Genomic DNA, 13,984 nt, shown 5'->3' with positions numbered 1-13,984 from the left:
CACCTGAACGTCACCTTAACAGGCCACTCTGTTGCCCTTCGACGCTTTAGGAGCTTGTCATGTTGCACGCGCAAAACCAGGATCGGCTGTACCTGATCGCCCAAAGCGAAGAGCAAGAGGCGCTGATCGGCGGCCTGGCCTTCAACGTCCAGGACCGCCACTGGCTGGTGTATTGCGCGCTTGGCGGGCACCAGCATGCGGACTTGCCGGAGACCGATCTGTTGACGGGGGTGAGCCTGCTGGACTTCTGTATCGACACCGCCGCATGAAACTGAAGGCGAAAAAAAACCGGACGCCTCGCAGCGTCCGGTTTTTTTTGGGAAGCGGTTATTGCGAGCTGAGCAATGAACCGATGCTTGGGTCCTTGAAAAGTCGGGTCAAGGCGTCACTCAGGACATCGCTGACCAACTTGGTGTTGGTTTCCTGGTTCGGCGACATACCGAACCGCTGGTTCAGGGACGCACCGTAGCGACCGCTGTAGCGACGGGTACCGGCGCTGACGTCGGACTTGAAGGTCGCGCCGATGGACGCCTCGGTCACGTACAGGCCGTCTTTAGGCGACTGATATTTCAATTCGGCCAGGGTGATGGTCAACTGCGGAGCCCCCGGCGCGTTGGGGCTCGGGGTGAAACCCAGCAGGCGCACGGCGGCTTCAGCCTGGGCTTGCAGCTTGGGCAGTACGTCTTGAGCGTTCACCGAGACCAGGGCCGTTTCCGGGTACAGGCCACCGCGCGAGCCGAGTGTCGGCGATGGACGACCATCCACCACACGCACCGATACCGCCTGGCCGTGGCCGACTGGGGCCAACTGCGTGGTGATCTTCGGTTCCGGGGTCAGTTGTTGCGGGCTGTTGGCGCAGCCAACCAAGGTCAAACTGGTCACAGTGATCAAACCGAACAACAGGCGTTGCAACATGCTCTTCTCTCCAGAAATCGAGTACCGACAGGCGGGCAGTATAGCGGTGCGCCAGTGCCGGGAACTAGCGCCAGTTACATCCTGAGACCCCTGCGGACTGTAGCGGTTCGATGTCACTGATATGTCATGACCGATACACAGACCCGTCATGCCCGACAGGCAAGCTTGGCCCCAATCTCAGGAGGTTGATCGCCATGCATTTTTTCTGGTCACTGTTCACGCGCAAGACCGCCCTTCGCCAGTATGCCCTGCTCGATGCGCAAGGTCGTTGCCAGGCCTTCAAGGAGTGCAGCCAGCCTCCTGTAGGTGACGGCTGGGTGGAAATCGACGAAATCCGCCTGAGCTGGATGCACCACCCGCTGCCGGCCCGCGCCCGTGTCAGCCCGCGTGCAGCGCAGTCACCCCGACACCAGCCGTTGGCCGCCTGACCGAACGCCTAATAAAAGTCATAAAACACGCCCATTTCCTTAGCGTTCTTCGCTACAATCTCCCCCCGATTATAAGGACGTCTCCTGATCGGGCCTCGCAGCATCGTTAATGCCTCGGTATTAACCCCAAGAATCGCCCACAGAGAGCCGCCCACACAGATCGAGTGAAGCTGGCGCGCTTGCTGTTTTTTTGCAAACCACCCGCCTTTACCGAATCTGCCAGAGCTGCCATTGCGCTCGGCCACTTGAGTTGTTTGCCCGTTTTGCCGCGTGTCGGCAAGGTATCCGGGCCAGGTGCCAGGCTGGGGCAGCCCTTTTTTGAGGTTCACGTCTTCAAAAGAGCGTGAAAAAACGGGTTTTCACAACTTCACAAGAGTGTGGCGAGCAAATGAATAGTTTGGCGTTTGTACAAGCACCATCAGCGTCTGGAACAGCCCAACCACACAGGACCGAGTACTCCTTAACAACCGGAGCTTGAGCCTGTCCGCTACGGATTGATTGCACGAATCACACGCTTTGACCATAAGTCGAATTGCCACAGGCGCCCATGAATGCGTTCATAGGCAGATTCGCCCGGCAGGAAGCGTGTGCTGAAGTTGCAAAGAATTGCGAATCGGACATGGCGATCCTGGCCATGGGTAACCTGGGGCAACACGTGAACCGCCCCGTCACTCCTGGCAGCCATGCCGTCAATTTGGTGCTGCAGATTTTGGAGACGCGTTAAATGGCGCATAACGAAGCAGTCGACGTAGTACTGGTAGGGGCCGGCATCATGAGTGCCACCCTGGCCGTACTGCTCAAAGAGCTCGACCCCGGCCTCAAGCTGGAAGTCGTTGAGCTGATGGATTCGGGTGCCGCGGAAAGTTCCAACCCGTGGAACAACGCCGGTACCGGCCACGCCGGCCTGTGTGAGCTGAACTACACGCCGCAGGCCGCAGATGGCTCCATCGACATCAAGAAAGCCGTGCACATCAACACCCAGTTCGAGGTGTCGAAGCAGTTCTGGGCGTACCTGACCCAAAAGGGCACCTTTGGCTCGTCCAAGTCCTTTATCAGCCCGGTGCCGCACCTGAGCTTCGTGCAGGGCGAAAAAGGTGTGTCTTTCCTCAAGCAGCGCTTTGAAACCCTCAGCCAGCATCACGCGTTTTCGGACATGCACTACACCGAAGACCGCAACGAGATGGCCGAGTGGATGCCGCTGATGATGCCGGGGCGCCCGCTCGACGAAAAAATCGCGGCCACCCGCGTGATGAACGGTACCGACGTCAACTTCGGCGCGCTGACCAACCAGCTGCTCAGCCACCTCTCCAGCTCGCCGGATGCCCAGGTCAAGTACAGCAAGCGTGTCACCGGCCTCAAGCGCAATGGCGCGGGCTGGACCGTGAGCATCAAGGACGTCAACAGCGGCAACAGCCGTGAAGTCGATGCCAAGTTCGTGTTCCTCGGCGCCGGTGGCGCGGCCCTGCCGCTGCTGCAAGCCTCGGGCATCGAAGAAAGCAAAGGCTTTGGCGGCTTCCCGGTCAGCGGCCAATGGCTGCGTTGCGACAACCCGGAAGTGGTCAAGCATCACCAGGCCAAGGTCTACAGCCAGGCGGCGGTGGGTTCGCCACCGATGTCCGTGCCGCACTTGGACACCCGCGTGGTGGATGGCAAGAAGTCCCTGCTGTTCGGGCCATACGCCGGGTTCACCACCAAGTTCCTCAAGCACGGCTCATTCCTTGACCTGCCTCTGTCGGTTCGCGCCGGCAACATCGGCCCGATGCTGGCCGTGGCCCGGGACAACATGGACCTGACCAAATACTTGGTCAGCGAAGTGATGCAGTCCATGGAGCAGCGCCTGGAATCCCTGCGCCGCTTCTACCCGGAGGCGAAAGCCGAAGACTGGCGCCTGGAAGTGGCCGGCCAACGGGTGCAGATCATCAAGAAAGACCCGAAGAAAGGCGGCGTGCTGCAATTTGGTACCGAGCTGGTCGCGGCCAAAGATGGTTCGCTGGCAGCACTCTTGGGCGCATCCCCAGGCGCTTCGGTGACGGTTTCGATCATGCTGGAACTGATCGAACGCTGCTTCCCGGAAAAAACCGCCGGGGAATGGGCGACCAAGTTGCAGGAAATCTTCCCGGCGCGGGAGAAAGTCCTGGAGACCGACGCCGAGCTGTATCGCAAGATCAACATGCAGAACAACATCAGCCTGGAGCTGGTTGCACCTGCCGCCGAGACTGAGAGCTACGCTTGAGGCCGTGACGCCATAAAAAACGCCCCGCTCTCGTGATGAGAACGGGGCGTTTTTTTATGTCTCGGCTAATCAGCCGCGAGCGTTTTCGATCAGTTCGATGTACTCGTCCGCGTGACGCTGATCCTTGATCAGATCGACGAAGGTCTGGCCATGCTCATCCTTGCCGTCGAGGTCCAGGCCAGCTTCCTTGAAGAAGCCCAGGAACCGTTCGAAGTCGTCGATACGCAGGCCACGGTAGGCCTTGATCAGTTTGTGCAGGGACGGTGAAGTCGCGTCGACCGGCTCGAAGTCCAGGAACAACTTGATCTGATCGTCACCGATCTCGTCACCAATCACCTGTTTCTTATCTTTACGCATTACCGACTCCAGCCTGCAGACATTTACACGGGGTTTGAAGTCTACCTGTGCGACGCAGGCTTCGAAAGCGCTGGAGATTCAATGTCGGCGGGGGCTTGCCCCCTCCCACATTAGCTTTTCAGTGTTCTTGCTATTGGGTACGCACCGCACCGGTATGCAAATCCGCCCAGATATGCCCATTGGCATAACTGAGGAACTGCACATACACCGTGTCATTGCGCAGCAGGTCGACAATCACCCGGTATTGGGCCAAGGGGTAAGACAGCGTCAGGGTTTTGCTGGAGTCGTCATACACCGGTTTTTTCAGGCTTTTGCTTTCAGCATCAAAATTGAGCACCACTTGGCTGATTGTCGCGCCTTTGTTCAAGGACTTGCCCTTGAGGCGGATCATCAGCGGCGAGGTCACCGGGATCGGTTGCTGGTTGGATTGGCGCTGGTTGCCCACCACCACTGCGTACTCAGTGACTTGCAGCAGTTGCTGCTGGTCAGGGATTTCGGCACGCAGGGTGAGGTCGTCCGCCGGCAGGAATTGGCTTTGCATCGGCGCAGGCGCCGCTGCCAGGGGTAAGCTGAGGGTCAGCGCCAAGGCGGCGCAGGTGCGAATCAACAGGCTCATGGGCCGCTCCGTGCGAGGTAGCCCAGCACTGTAGCTCAACTGAACTGGGCAAGCATCCAGCGTTGATACTCGGCCACGCCGGCCTCGCCTTCGCGGGGCGCCCAGTCGGCCAGCTCACCCTCGCCCACCGGACGATAAGGCCCGGCCTTGCACTCGAACATCACCGTGTCGGGCGCCAGCACCACCAGGCCATGGAATACACCCGGCGGCAGATCAACGCCCGAGCATTCACCACCCGCCTGCATGACGCGCTTGGCGAGCACTTCGCCGGTGTCGCTGAAAACCAGCAAGCCCAAACGGCCCTGCAGCACCAACAAGGTTTCGGCCTTATCAGCGCTCAGGTGCCGATGGGGCGGGACATAGGTGTCAGGTTGCAGGCCCACGGCCAGGCGATGACAGGGTTCTTCCATCTGGTGGAAGTTGTGGTGGTGCCGGCCACGAGGGCTGGCGCCCGCTTTCTCGGCCAGTTCGGCAAACAGCGTCTGATCAAGAAAACGGGCCATGGCTTACATCCCTTTGACGGCGTAAATGCCATTGGCGTTGCGCCAGTAGCCCTTGTAGTCCATGCCATAGCCGAAGATGTAACGGTCGATGCACGGCAGGCCGACGAAATCGGCTTTGAGCTCAGGGCGCGCCTTGCGGTCGTGGTCTTTGTCGATCAGCACGGCGGTGTGCACTTTGCGCGCGCCGGCGTGTTTGCAGAAGTCGATGATCGCGCCCAGGGTGTGCCCCTCGTCGAGAATGTCATCGATGATCAGCACGTCGCGATCAATGAAGGAGACTTCCGGCTTGGCTTTCCAGAACAGGTCGCCGCCGCTGGTTTCGTTGCGATAGCGGGTGGCGTGCAGGTAGGACGCTTCAAGCGGAAATTGCAGGTGGGTGAGCAATTTGCCGGCGAAGATCAGGCCACCGTTCATCACGCAGAAGACCACCGGGTTAGTGTCGGCCATCTCGCGGGTGATGTGCGCGCCAACCTTGGCGATCGCCTCTTCGACTTGCGCTTCGGTGTACAGGCAGTCAGCCTCGCGCATGATTTGACGGATATGCTCGAGATCAGCGGACATGGCGCTCTCCAAGGGGGTGCTGTGGCAAGAAAAGCGGGCGAAGGTACGCTTCTCATGCGCTCCGAGCAAGCCTTAATGGACTAACGTACTAGATGTCTATAGGACAACACCCTCGGATAGATTAATCTAGGCCGGTTTTTTTGCCCGCCGCCGGAGCCTTTCCCATGCCCACTCGCGAGATCCGCCACCCGCTGATCCGACACAAGCTCGGCCTTATGCGCCGCGCCGACATTAGCACGAAGAACTTCCGTGAGCTTGCTCAGGAAGTCGGAGCGTTGCTCACTTACGAAGCCACCAAAGATTTACCCCTGGAAACCTACGATATCGAAGGCTGGGCCGGTACCGTCCAAGTCGAGAAAATCGCCGGTAAGAAAATCACCGTGGTGCCGATCCTGCGCGCCGGTATCGGCATGCTCGAAGGCGTACTCAGCCTGATCCCGGGCGCCAAGGTCAGCGCCGTCGGCGTGGCCCGCAATGAAGAAACGTTGCAGGCCCATACCTACCTGGAAAAACTGGTCCCGGAAATCAACGAGCGCCTGGCGATGATCATCGACCCGATGCTCGCCACCGGCAGTTCCATGGTTGCCACCATCGACCTGCTGAAGAAAGCCGGTTGCAAGGACATCCGCGCCATGGTGCTGGTTGCCGCGCCCGAAGGCATCGCTGCCGTCGAGAAGGCCCACCCGGACGTGCAGATCTACACCGCGTCCATCGATGAGCGCCTCAACGAACACGGCTACATCATCCCAGGCCTGGGCGATGCCGGTGACAAGATCTTCGGCACCAAGCAGAAGGACGCGTGAGCATGCAGGATGAATTCAACGACCCGCTTTGGCGCCAGATCCTGTCTGGCGCACAGATGCTCTTCGTAGCATTTGGCGCGCTGGTGTTGATGCCGCTGATCACAGGCCTTGATCCAAACGTCGCACTGTTCACCGCGGGCCTGGGTACCTTGCTGTTTCAGGTGGTGACAGGGCGACAGGTGCCGGTCTTCCTGGCGTCGAGCTTTGCCTTCATCACCCCGATCATTCTCGCCAAGGGCCAGTTCGGCCTCGCGGCGACGATGGGCGGGGTGATGGCGGCCGGTTTCGTTTATACCTTCCTGGGCCTGGCGGTGAAGATCAAGGGCACCGGGTTTATAGACCGGCTGCTGCCGCCAGTGGTCATCGGCCCGGTGATCATTTCGATCGGCCTGGCCATGGCGCCGATTGCCGCCAACATGGCGATGGGTAAATCCGGCGACGGTGCCGAGCTGATCCACTACCAGACGGCGATGCTGATCTCGATGCCGGCGCTGCTGACCACCCTGATCGTGGCGGTGTTCGGCAAGGGTATTTTCCGCCTGGTGCCGATCATCTCCGGCGTGCTGGTGGGTTTTGCCATGTCGTTCTACTTTGGCGTGGTCGACACCGCGAAGATCGCCGCCGCACCCTGGTTCGCCCTGCCCCACTTCACCGCGCCGGAATTCAACTGGCAGGCGATCCTGTTTATCGTACCGGTGGCCCTGGCCCCGGCGATCGAACATATCGGCGGTGTGATTGCAGTGGGCAGCGTGACCGGTCGCGACTACCTGAAGAAGCCCGGCCTGCACCGTACCTTGCTGGGTGACGGCATTGCCACCACGGCCGCCGGCCTGTTTGGCGGCCCGCCGAACACCACCTACGCCGAAGTGACCGGCGCGGTGATGCTGACCAAGAACTACAACCCGAAGATCATGACCTGGGCGGCGGTGTTTGCCATCAGCCTGGCGTTTATCGGTAAGTTCGGCGCGCTGCTGCAGAGCATCCCGGTGCCGGTGATGGGCGGGATTCTGTGCCTGCTGTTCGGCTCGATTGCTGCGGTGGGGATGAACACACTGATCCGCCACAAGATCGACCTGGGCGAGGCACGCAACCTGGTGATCGTGTCGGTGACGTTGGTGTTCGGGATTGGCGGTGTGCTGGTGGGTACCGGCACCGGCCCGGATGACTTCGGCCTCAAGGGCATCGCCCTGTGCGCGGTGGTGGCGATTGGTTTGAACCTGCTGCTGCCAGGCAATGATGGCTGGAAGAACAAAAAGCCTGACGAACCACTGATCTAACCAGTACTGCAAAACTGAATGTGGGAGAGGGGGCTTGCCCCCTCCCACATTTTGCTCTTCAGTGTGGCTTAGAGCTCACCGAGACCATCGATCAGCGCCTGGTTCTGCTCAGGCGTGCCGATGCTGATCCGCAGGAACTGGGCAATCCGCGCCTGCTTGAAGTGCCGTACGATCACCCCTTGCTCCCGCAACTTGGCCGCCAGGCTGGCAGCGTCGTGCTCAGGGTGGCGGGCAAAGATGAAGTTGGCTGCCGATGGCAACACCTCAAAACCCTTCTCCTCCAATTGAGCGACCAGCTTGTCACGGCTATCGATGACCAACCGGCACGTCTTCTCAAAATACTCACGGTCTTCGAACGCCGCCGCTGCACCGACAATCGCCAGGCGATCCAGTGGGTAAGAGTTGAAGCTGTTCTTGACCCGCTCCAGCGCTTCGATCAGGTCCGGGTGGCCCACGGCCAGGCCCACGCGCAGACCGGCGAGTGAGCGCGATTTGGACAGGGTCTGGGTCACCAGCAGGTTCGGATAGCGGTCTACCAGGCTGATCGCGGTTTCGCCGCCGAAGTCGATATAGGCTTCATCGACCACCACCACCGAATCCGGACTGCCCTTGAGGATCTGCTCCACCGCGTCCAGCGCCAGCACACAGCCAGTGGGCGCGTTCGGGTTGGGGAAGATGATCCCACCGTTGGGCTTGGCGTAGTCCGCCACGCGGATCTGGAACTGCTCGTCCAGCGGCACCGGGTCGGACTTGATGCCATAAAGACCGCAGTAAACCGGGTAGAAGCTGTAGCTGATGTCCGGGAACAGCAGCGGCAAATCGTGCTGGAACAGACCGTGGAAGATGTGTGCAAGGACTTCATCGGAACCGTTGCCGAGGAAAACTTTACCGGCGTCGATCCCGTAATACTTGGCCACCGCCTGCTTGAGCAGGTCACTGTTGGGGTCCGGGTACAGGCGCAGGTTGTCGTTCAACTCGGCCTGCATCGCCGCCAACGCCTTGGGCGATGGGCCGTAGGGGTTTTCGTTGGTGTTGAGCTTGACCAGCTTGGTCAGCTTGGGTTGTTCGCCGGGTACGTAAGGCACCAAGTCCTTGACGAAAGGGCTCCAGAATTTACTCATGTTTCAGTTCCCCTTCTCTTCAAGGATGCGGTATTCGGCGCTGCGGGCGTGGGCACTCAGGGATTCACCTCGGGCCAGCACGGAAGCGGTCTTGCCCAGCTCGGAGGCGCCTTGCGGCGAGCAAAAGATGATCGACGAACGCTTCTGGAAGTCATACACGCCCAGCGGCGACGAGAAACGCGCGGTGCCGGAGGTCGGCAGCACGTGGTTCGGGCCCGCACAGTAGTCACCCAGGGCTTCGCTGGTGTGGCGGCCCATGAAAATCGCACCGGCGTGGCGAATCGACGGCAGCCAGGCTTGTGGGTCGGCTACGGACAACTCCAAGTGCTCCGGCGCGATGCGGTTGGCCACTTCGATGGCCTGGTCCATGTCGCGCACCAGGATCAATGCGCCACGGCCATTGATCGACTTCTCGATGATCTCGGCGCGCTCCATGGTCGGCAGCAGCTTATTGATGCTGGCCGCCACTTGGTCGAGGAACTCGGCGTCCGGGCTGACCAGGATCGCCTGGGCGTCTTCATCGTGCTCGGCCTGGGAGAACAGGTCCATGGCGATCCAGTCCGGATCGGTCTGGCCGTCGCATACCACGAGGATTTCCGAAGGGCCGGCGATCATGTCGATACCGACCTGGCCAAACACGTGGCGCTTGGCAGTGGCGACGTAGATGTTGCCGGGACCGACCACTTTATCGACTTTCGGTACGCTTTCGGTGCCATAGGCCAGGGCGGCGACGGCTTGGGCGCCACCGATGGTGAACACGCGGTCGACACCGGCGATGCAAGCGGCAGCCAGCACCAGCTCGTTGATTTCACCGCGCGGGGTCGGTACCACCATGACCACTTCGGTCACGCCCGCCACTTTGGCCGGGATTGCGTTCATCAACACCGATGACGGATACGACGCTTTACCGCCAGGCACGTACAAACCGGCACGGTCCAGCGGCGTGACCTTCTGGCCCAGCACCGTGCCGTCAGCTTCGGTGTAGCTCCAGGAGTCCTGTTTCTGCTTTTCGTGGTAGCTGCGCACGCGAGACGCCGCCACTTCCAGGGCCTCGCGCTGCGGTGCGGTGATGCGTGTCAGGGCCAGCTCAAGGCGTTCGCGTGGCAGGATCAGGTCAGACATGGACTTGACGTCCAGGCCGTCGAACTGGCGGGTGAAGTCCACCAGCGCCGCATCACCGCGCTCGCGCACGGCCTTGATGATGTCGAGCACCCGCTGGTTGACCGAGTCGTCGGACACGCTTTCCCAGCTCAGCAGATGATCCAGATGATGGGCGAAATCCGGGTCGGCAGCGTTGAGTCGGGCAATTGCAGTGGACGTGGTCATAGCGAGGGCCTCAATAGAATTGGCAAAAACTCAGGCGCCCGAAGGTGCGCTGACGTTCAATAACGAAGCGCGTTGGTACTGTGGTTGTGCCAGGCAAGGCGCGGGGCTGGTAAGGGTAGTTTCCTTACCAAGTCCCGCAACGCAGCATGGCGCGACCACAGTGCCAACCCGCAGGGCCCCTCAAAAGGCAGGCTGCTACGCGTCGCTAATTATTGAAAAAGAATCTTCTACTAACATAAGTTGCCTTTTGGGGTAAGGCGCGCTTCGTTATTGAACGTCAGCGCACCTTTCCAGCAGTCGTTTCCGCTTGGGCACCTGAGAATTCTGGCTATGAGGCGGATAGACGGGCGTAGCTTTTCAGCTACGCAGGTAGGTCAACCGCGGTGTCGCGACTCCACTGCCTTGCGCAGGGTGTCGATCAACGCCTGGATACGGGCGTGCTGCATCTTCATCGATGCTTTGTTGACGATCAGGCGTGAGCTGATATCGGCAATGAAATCCTGCGGCTCCAAACCGTTGGCACGCAGGGTGTTGCCGGTGTCGACCACGTCGATGATCTTGTCGGCCAGGCCGATCAGCGGCGCCAGCTCCATCGAGCCGTACAGCTTGATAATGTCGACCTGACGACCTTGCTCGGCGTAGTAGCGCTTGGCGACGTTGACGAACTTGGTCGCCACGCGCAGGCGGCCCTTGGGCTCGACATCACCGACACGGCCGGCGGTCATCAGCTTGCACAGGGCGATACGCAGGTCCAATGGCTCGTACAAGCCCTGGCCGCCGTATTCCATCAGCACGTCTTTACCCGCGACACCGAGGTCGGCCGCGCCATGTTCAACGTAGGTCGGCACGTCGGTAGCCCGCACGATCAACAGGCGAACGTCGTCCTGGGTCGTGGGGATGATCAGCTTGCGGCTCTTGTCCGGATTCTCGGTCGGCACGATGCCCGCTTCAGCCAGAAGCGGCAACGTGTCGTCAAGGATGCGGCCCTTGGACAGTGCGATGGTCAACATGGGAAACGTCAGTCCTTCATCAGGCTATTGCTGTCCGGTCGCGAACGGCGCCAGACACAGATCGAGGCCATTACAGCCCCGATTTGAAACAAACCATTTAACAACAAACACCTTCCTGTGGCGAGGGAGCTTGCTCTCGCTGAGTCGCGAAGCGGCCCTCAAAAGCGGGACTGCTGCGCAGTCCAGCGGGAGCAACCTCCCTCGCCACGCTTAAGGTGTTTGCAGCGCCGGGGACTAGCCCGGTACGCGGCGGATTTTCGCGCCGAGCATCTGCAGTTTTTCTTCGATGCACTCGTAGCCACGGTCTATGTGGTAGATGCGGTCGATCAGGGTGTCGCCTTCGGCGATCAGCGCAGAGATTACCAGGCTGGCCGAAGCCCGCAGGTCGGTGGCCATGACTGGCGCGCCCTTGAGCTTCTCGGTGCCGGTGACGATGGCGGTGTTGCCTTCAACCTGGATCTTCGCGCCCATGCGGTGCAGTTCGTACACGTGCATGAAACGGTTTTCGAAGATGGTCTCGATCACGGCACCGGTGCCTTCGGCAATGGCGTTCAAGGAAATGAACTGCGCTTGCATGTCGGTCGGGAACGCCGGGTACGGAGCGGTACGCACGTTGACGGCTTTAGGACGCTTGCCGTGCATGTTCAGCTCGATCCAGTCTTCGCCGGTGGTGATTTCGGCACCCGCTTCGCGCAGCTTTTCCAGGACCGCTTCCAGGATTGTCGGATCGGTGTCCTTGACCTTGACGCGGCCACCGGTAACGGCGGCGGCAACCAGGTAGGTACCGGTCTCGATGCGGTCCGGCATCACCTTGTAGGTGGCCGGGTGCAGGCGTTTTACGCCGTCGACGGTGATAGTGTCGGTGCCGGCGCCGGTGATGTTGGCCCCCATGGCGATCAGGAAGTTGGCCAGGTCGACCACTTCCGGCTCGCGCGCGGCGTTTTGCAGGACGCTGCGGCCGTTGGCCAGGGCAGCGGCCATCATGATGTTCTCGGTACCGGTCACGCTGACGGTATCAAAGAAGAAGTTGGCGCCACGCAGGCCGCCTTCCGGCGCCTTGGCCTTGATGTAGCCGCCTTCGACGTCGATGGTCGCGCCCATGGCTTCGAGGCCACGGATGTGCAGGTCCACCGGACGCGAGCCGATGGCGCAACCACCAGGCAGGGCCACTTCGGCTTCACCGAAACGGGCAACCATCGGGCCCAGCACCAGGATCGACGCACGCATGGTTTTCACCAGTTCGTACGGAGCGATCAGGGTCTTGATGGTGCGCGGGTCGATTTCAACCGACAATTTCTCGTCGATAACCGGCTCGATACCCATGCGACCGAACAACTCGATCATGGTGGTGATGTCGTGCAGGTGCGGCAAGTTGGCCACGGTGACCGGGCCATCGCACAGCAGGGTCGCTGCCAGGATCGGCAAGGCGGAGTTTTTTGCACCGGAGATGCGAATCTCGCCATCAAGGCGGGCACCGCCGGTAATAATCAATTTATCCATAAGAATCTCGACGCCTTGGGGGCTCAGGTGCGCTCGGCCCAGGCCGCGCGGCTGAAAAATTTCATAGTGACCGCATGGATGCTGCCATCGGTGATCCACGGGTTCAAATGGGCATAGATCTGCTGCTGACGCTTGACCGGGCTGAGTGCCGCCAGTTCATCGCTAATCACGTTCAGCTGGAAGTTGCAGCCTTCGCCTTCAACTTCTACGGTCGTTTCCGGCAGCTTTCCTTCAAGAAAGCTCTTAACTTCTAGGGCCTGCATGCTCAACCTCTATCGGCGCCCAGTGCGCGCGGGTCGCACATCATACAAAAAAGCCCCGCGCCTGCGAACCCCGCATAGCAGGACTCTGACGGGGGGCCTCTTTAATAATGTGTATTAGGGGTGCGCCAGCAGCTCGGTCAGACCGGAAACTTCGGCAATTTCGCGCATGTCTTCGGGCAACGCCCGAACGCTGACCGCTTTTTTGGCAGCTTCGGCATCGCGCATGAAGCACAGCAACAGCGATAAGCCGACGCTGCTGGACTTGGTCACGGCCGAACAGTCCAGCACCAACGCAGGCGCAGTGCTGGTCTTGATCAGTGCCTGACCCTGCTTGCGCAGGTCAGGCCCGGTGCGGTAATCCAGCACGCCACTGATGAACAGCTCGCCGGCGTCGCCGAGACGAACAGCCGACTCGATCATTGCGCGGGCTTCCCAGCAGCTTTATCGGTCTCTTCCTTGGCCTTGGCGACTTCACCGGCCCAACCATTGATGGTTTTGTCCAGGTCGTTGCCATTGCGCTGCATCGCATCCGCGAACTGGTCACGGAACAGCTTGCCAATGTTGATGCCGTTGATGATCACGTTACGCAGCTTCCACTCGCCGTTGACCTTCTCCAGCGTGTACTGCACCGGGTAGACCGCGCCATTGTTGCCCTTGACGCTCATGTTGACGCTGGTGCGATCACCCGACTCATCCCCGGCGGGAGCGACGGTAATGCCCTGGTTGTTGTATTCAAGAAGAGCGTTGCCGTAGAACTGGAACAGGCCTTTCTTGAAGTTTTCCTGGAAGGTCTGCATCTGCGCCGGCGTAGCCTTGCGCGAATACTTGACCGTCATAATGCTTTTGGAGATGCCTTCAGCATCCACCACCGGCCCCACAATGGTATTGAGCGCGTTGTAGAACTGACTCGGGTCTTGTTTGTACTTTTCTTTGTTGGCCGACAGGTCAGCCAACATCTTGTTGGTCGTGTCCTGCACCAGATCGTGGGCAGAACCCGCTGCGTTGGCCATCAACGGCAGCGCTGCAAGCAGTACCAGAAGGCCACGTCGCAAGGTAGAGATCATGTACAGA

Annotated in this window: 18 protein-coding genes; 5 read left to right on the top strand and 13 right to left on the bottom strand. The window is 60.2% G+C overall.

The window, feature by feature from the left end:
- Nucleotides 1-59 precede the first annotated feature (59 nt).
- The gene (locus tag K7431_RS12790; RefSeq protein ID WP_012722263.1) at nt 60-269 is read left to right on the top strand and encodes a hypothetical protein; all 210 of its coding nucleotides are present in this window, start codon (nt 60-62) and stop codon (nt 267-269) included.
- A gap of 58 nt (nt 270-327) precedes the next feature.
- On the opposite strand, the gene K7431_RS12785 is transcribed toward K7431_RS12790, so the two are convergent.
- Nucleotides 328-915, bottom strand: a complete 588-nt coding sequence (locus K7431_RS12785) for a YajG family lipoprotein (protein ID WP_012722262.1) — start codon at nt 913-915, stop codon at nt 328-330.
- Between the two features lie 194 nt (nt 916-1,109).
- Here K7431_RS12785 and K7431_RS12780 point away from each other — a divergent pair, with 194 nt between their 5' ends.
- On the top strand, nt 1,110-1,343 hold the full coding sequence (locus K7431_RS12780; RefSeq protein WP_043204801.1) for a hypothetical protein: 234 nt from the start codon (nt 1,110-1,112) through the stop codon (nt 1,341-1,343).
- 8 nt (nt 1,344-1,351) lie between these two features.
- Here K7431_RS12780 and K7431_RS12775 read toward each other — a convergent pair whose 3' ends face one another.
- The gene (locus K7431_RS12775) at nt 1,352-1,672 is read right to left on the bottom strand and encodes a hypothetical protein (protein ID WP_012722260.1); all 321 of its coding nucleotides are present in this window, start codon (nt 1,670-1,672) and stop codon (nt 1,352-1,354) included.
- A 395-nt stretch (nt 1,673-2,067) separates the two neighbouring features.
- Here K7431_RS12775 and mqo point away from each other — a divergent pair, with 395 nt between their 5' ends.
- Nucleotides 2,068-3,576 carry a malate dehydrogenase (quinone) gene (mqo, locus tag K7431_RS12770; RefSeq protein WP_012722258.1) on the top strand — a complete coding sequence of 503 codons (1,509 nt, stop codon included), beginning with the start codon at nt 2,068-2,070 and terminating at the stop codon, nt 3,574-3,576.
- Between the two features lie 69 nt (nt 3,577-3,645).
- On the opposite strand, the gene K7431_RS12765 is transcribed toward mqo, so the two are convergent.
- The 4 genes from K7431_RS12765 to K7431_RS12750 all read right to left on the bottom strand — a co-directional run bounded on the left by K7431_RS12765 (nt 3,646) and on the right by K7431_RS12750 (nt 5,613).
- Nucleotides 3,646-3,933, bottom strand: a complete 288-nt coding sequence (locus tag K7431_RS12765) for a PA4642 family protein (protein WP_012722257.1) — start codon at nt 3,931-3,933, stop codon at nt 3,646-3,648.
- Nucleotides 3,934-4,063: 130 nt separating this feature from the next.
- Nucleotides 4,064-4,549 carry a hypothetical protein gene (locus K7431_RS12760; RefSeq protein WP_012722256.1) on the bottom strand — a complete coding sequence of 162 codons (486 nt, stop codon included), beginning with the start codon at nt 4,547-4,549 and terminating at the stop codon, nt 4,064-4,066.
- Between the two features lie 35 nt (nt 4,550-4,584).
- Nucleotides 4,585-5,052, bottom strand: a complete 468-nt coding sequence (locus tag K7431_RS12755) for a WbuC family cupin fold metalloprotein (RefSeq protein ID WP_012722255.1) — start codon at nt 5,050-5,052, stop codon at nt 4,585-4,587.
- A 3-nt stretch (nt 5,053-5,055) separates the two neighbouring features.
- Nucleotides 5,056-5,613 carry a hypoxanthine-guanine phosphoribosyltransferase gene (locus K7431_RS12750; RefSeq protein WP_012722254.1) on the bottom strand — a complete coding sequence of 186 codons (558 nt, stop codon included), beginning with the start codon at nt 5,611-5,613 and terminating at the stop codon, nt 5,056-5,058.
- 164 nt (nt 5,614-5,777) lie between these two features.
- Between K7431_RS12750 and upp the strand changes: the two genes are divergently transcribed.
- Both upp and K7431_RS12740 read left to right on the top strand, forming a co-directional pair.
- Entirely contained in the window at nt 5,778-6,416 is a 639-nt protein-coding gene (gene upp, locus K7431_RS12745) for a uracil phosphoribosyltransferase (RefSeq protein ID WP_012722253.1), read from the top strand.
- Nucleotides 6,417-6,418: 2 nt separating this feature from the next.
- Nucleotides 6,419-7,693, top strand: a complete 1,275-nt coding sequence (locus K7431_RS12740; protein ID WP_012722252.1) for a uracil-xanthine permease family protein — start codon at nt 6,419-6,421, stop codon at nt 7,691-7,693.
- 68 nt (nt 7,694-7,761) lie between these two features.
- Here the strand turns inward: K7431_RS12740 and hisC are convergent, their stop codons facing one another.
- From hisC to K7431_RS12705, 7 genes are all read right to left on the bottom strand, one after another.
- Complete coding sequence (gene hisC, locus K7431_RS12735) at nt 7,762-8,814, bottom strand: histidinol-phosphate transaminase (RefSeq protein ID WP_012722251.1); 1,053 nt, start codon at nt 8,812-8,814, stop codon at nt 7,762-7,764.
- A 3-nt stretch (nt 8,815-8,817) separates the two neighbouring features.
- Nucleotides 8,818-10,140 carry a histidinol dehydrogenase gene (gene hisD, locus K7431_RS12730; protein ID WP_012722250.1) on the bottom strand — a complete coding sequence of 441 codons (1,323 nt, stop codon included), beginning with the start codon at nt 10,138-10,140 and terminating at the stop codon, nt 8,818-8,820.
- A 374-nt stretch (nt 10,141-10,514) separates the two neighbouring features.
- Nucleotides 10,515-11,150, bottom strand: coding sequence for an ATP phosphoribosyltransferase (gene hisG / locus K7431_RS12725; RefSeq protein ID WP_003188599.1), 636 nt, complete (start codon nt 11,148-11,150; stop codon nt 10,515-10,517).
- A gap of 234 nt (nt 11,151-11,384) precedes the next feature.
- Nucleotides 11,385-12,650 carry a UDP-N-acetylglucosamine 1-carboxyvinyltransferase gene (gene murA / locus K7431_RS12720; protein WP_012722249.1) on the bottom strand — a complete coding sequence of 422 codons (1,266 nt, stop codon included), beginning with the start codon at nt 12,648-12,650 and terminating at the stop codon, nt 11,385-11,387.
- A 23-nt stretch (nt 12,651-12,673) separates the two neighbouring features.
- Nucleotides 12,674-12,913: a BolA family protein gene (locus tag K7431_RS12715; protein WP_003188597.1), complete on the bottom strand. Its 240-nt coding sequence runs from the start codon at nt 12,911-12,913 to the stop codon at nt 12,674-12,676.
- Nucleotides 12,914-13,027: 114 nt separating this feature from the next.
- Complete coding sequence (locus tag K7431_RS12710; RefSeq protein ID WP_012722248.1) at nt 13,028-13,333, bottom strand: STAS domain-containing protein; 306 nt, start codon at nt 13,331-13,333, stop codon at nt 13,028-13,030.
- Nucleotides 13,330-13,977, bottom strand: coding sequence for an MlaC/ttg2D family ABC transporter substrate-binding protein (locus K7431_RS12705; protein WP_012722247.1), 648 nt, complete (start codon nt 13,975-13,977; stop codon nt 13,330-13,332). The genes K7431_RS12710 and K7431_RS12705 overlap by 4 nt, the downstream gene beginning before the upstream one ends.
- Between the last annotated feature and the right edge of the window lie 7 nt (nt 13,978-13,984).

Origin of the sequence: Pseudomonas fluorescens group sp., from assembly GCF_020093335.1 — a bacterium.
Taxonomy (GTDB): Bacteria; Pseudomonadota; Gammaproteobacteria; order Pseudomonadales; family Pseudomonadaceae; genus Aquipseudomonas; species Aquipseudomonas petroselini.
This window is presented reverse-complemented; position numbering and strand designations above follow the sequence as displayed.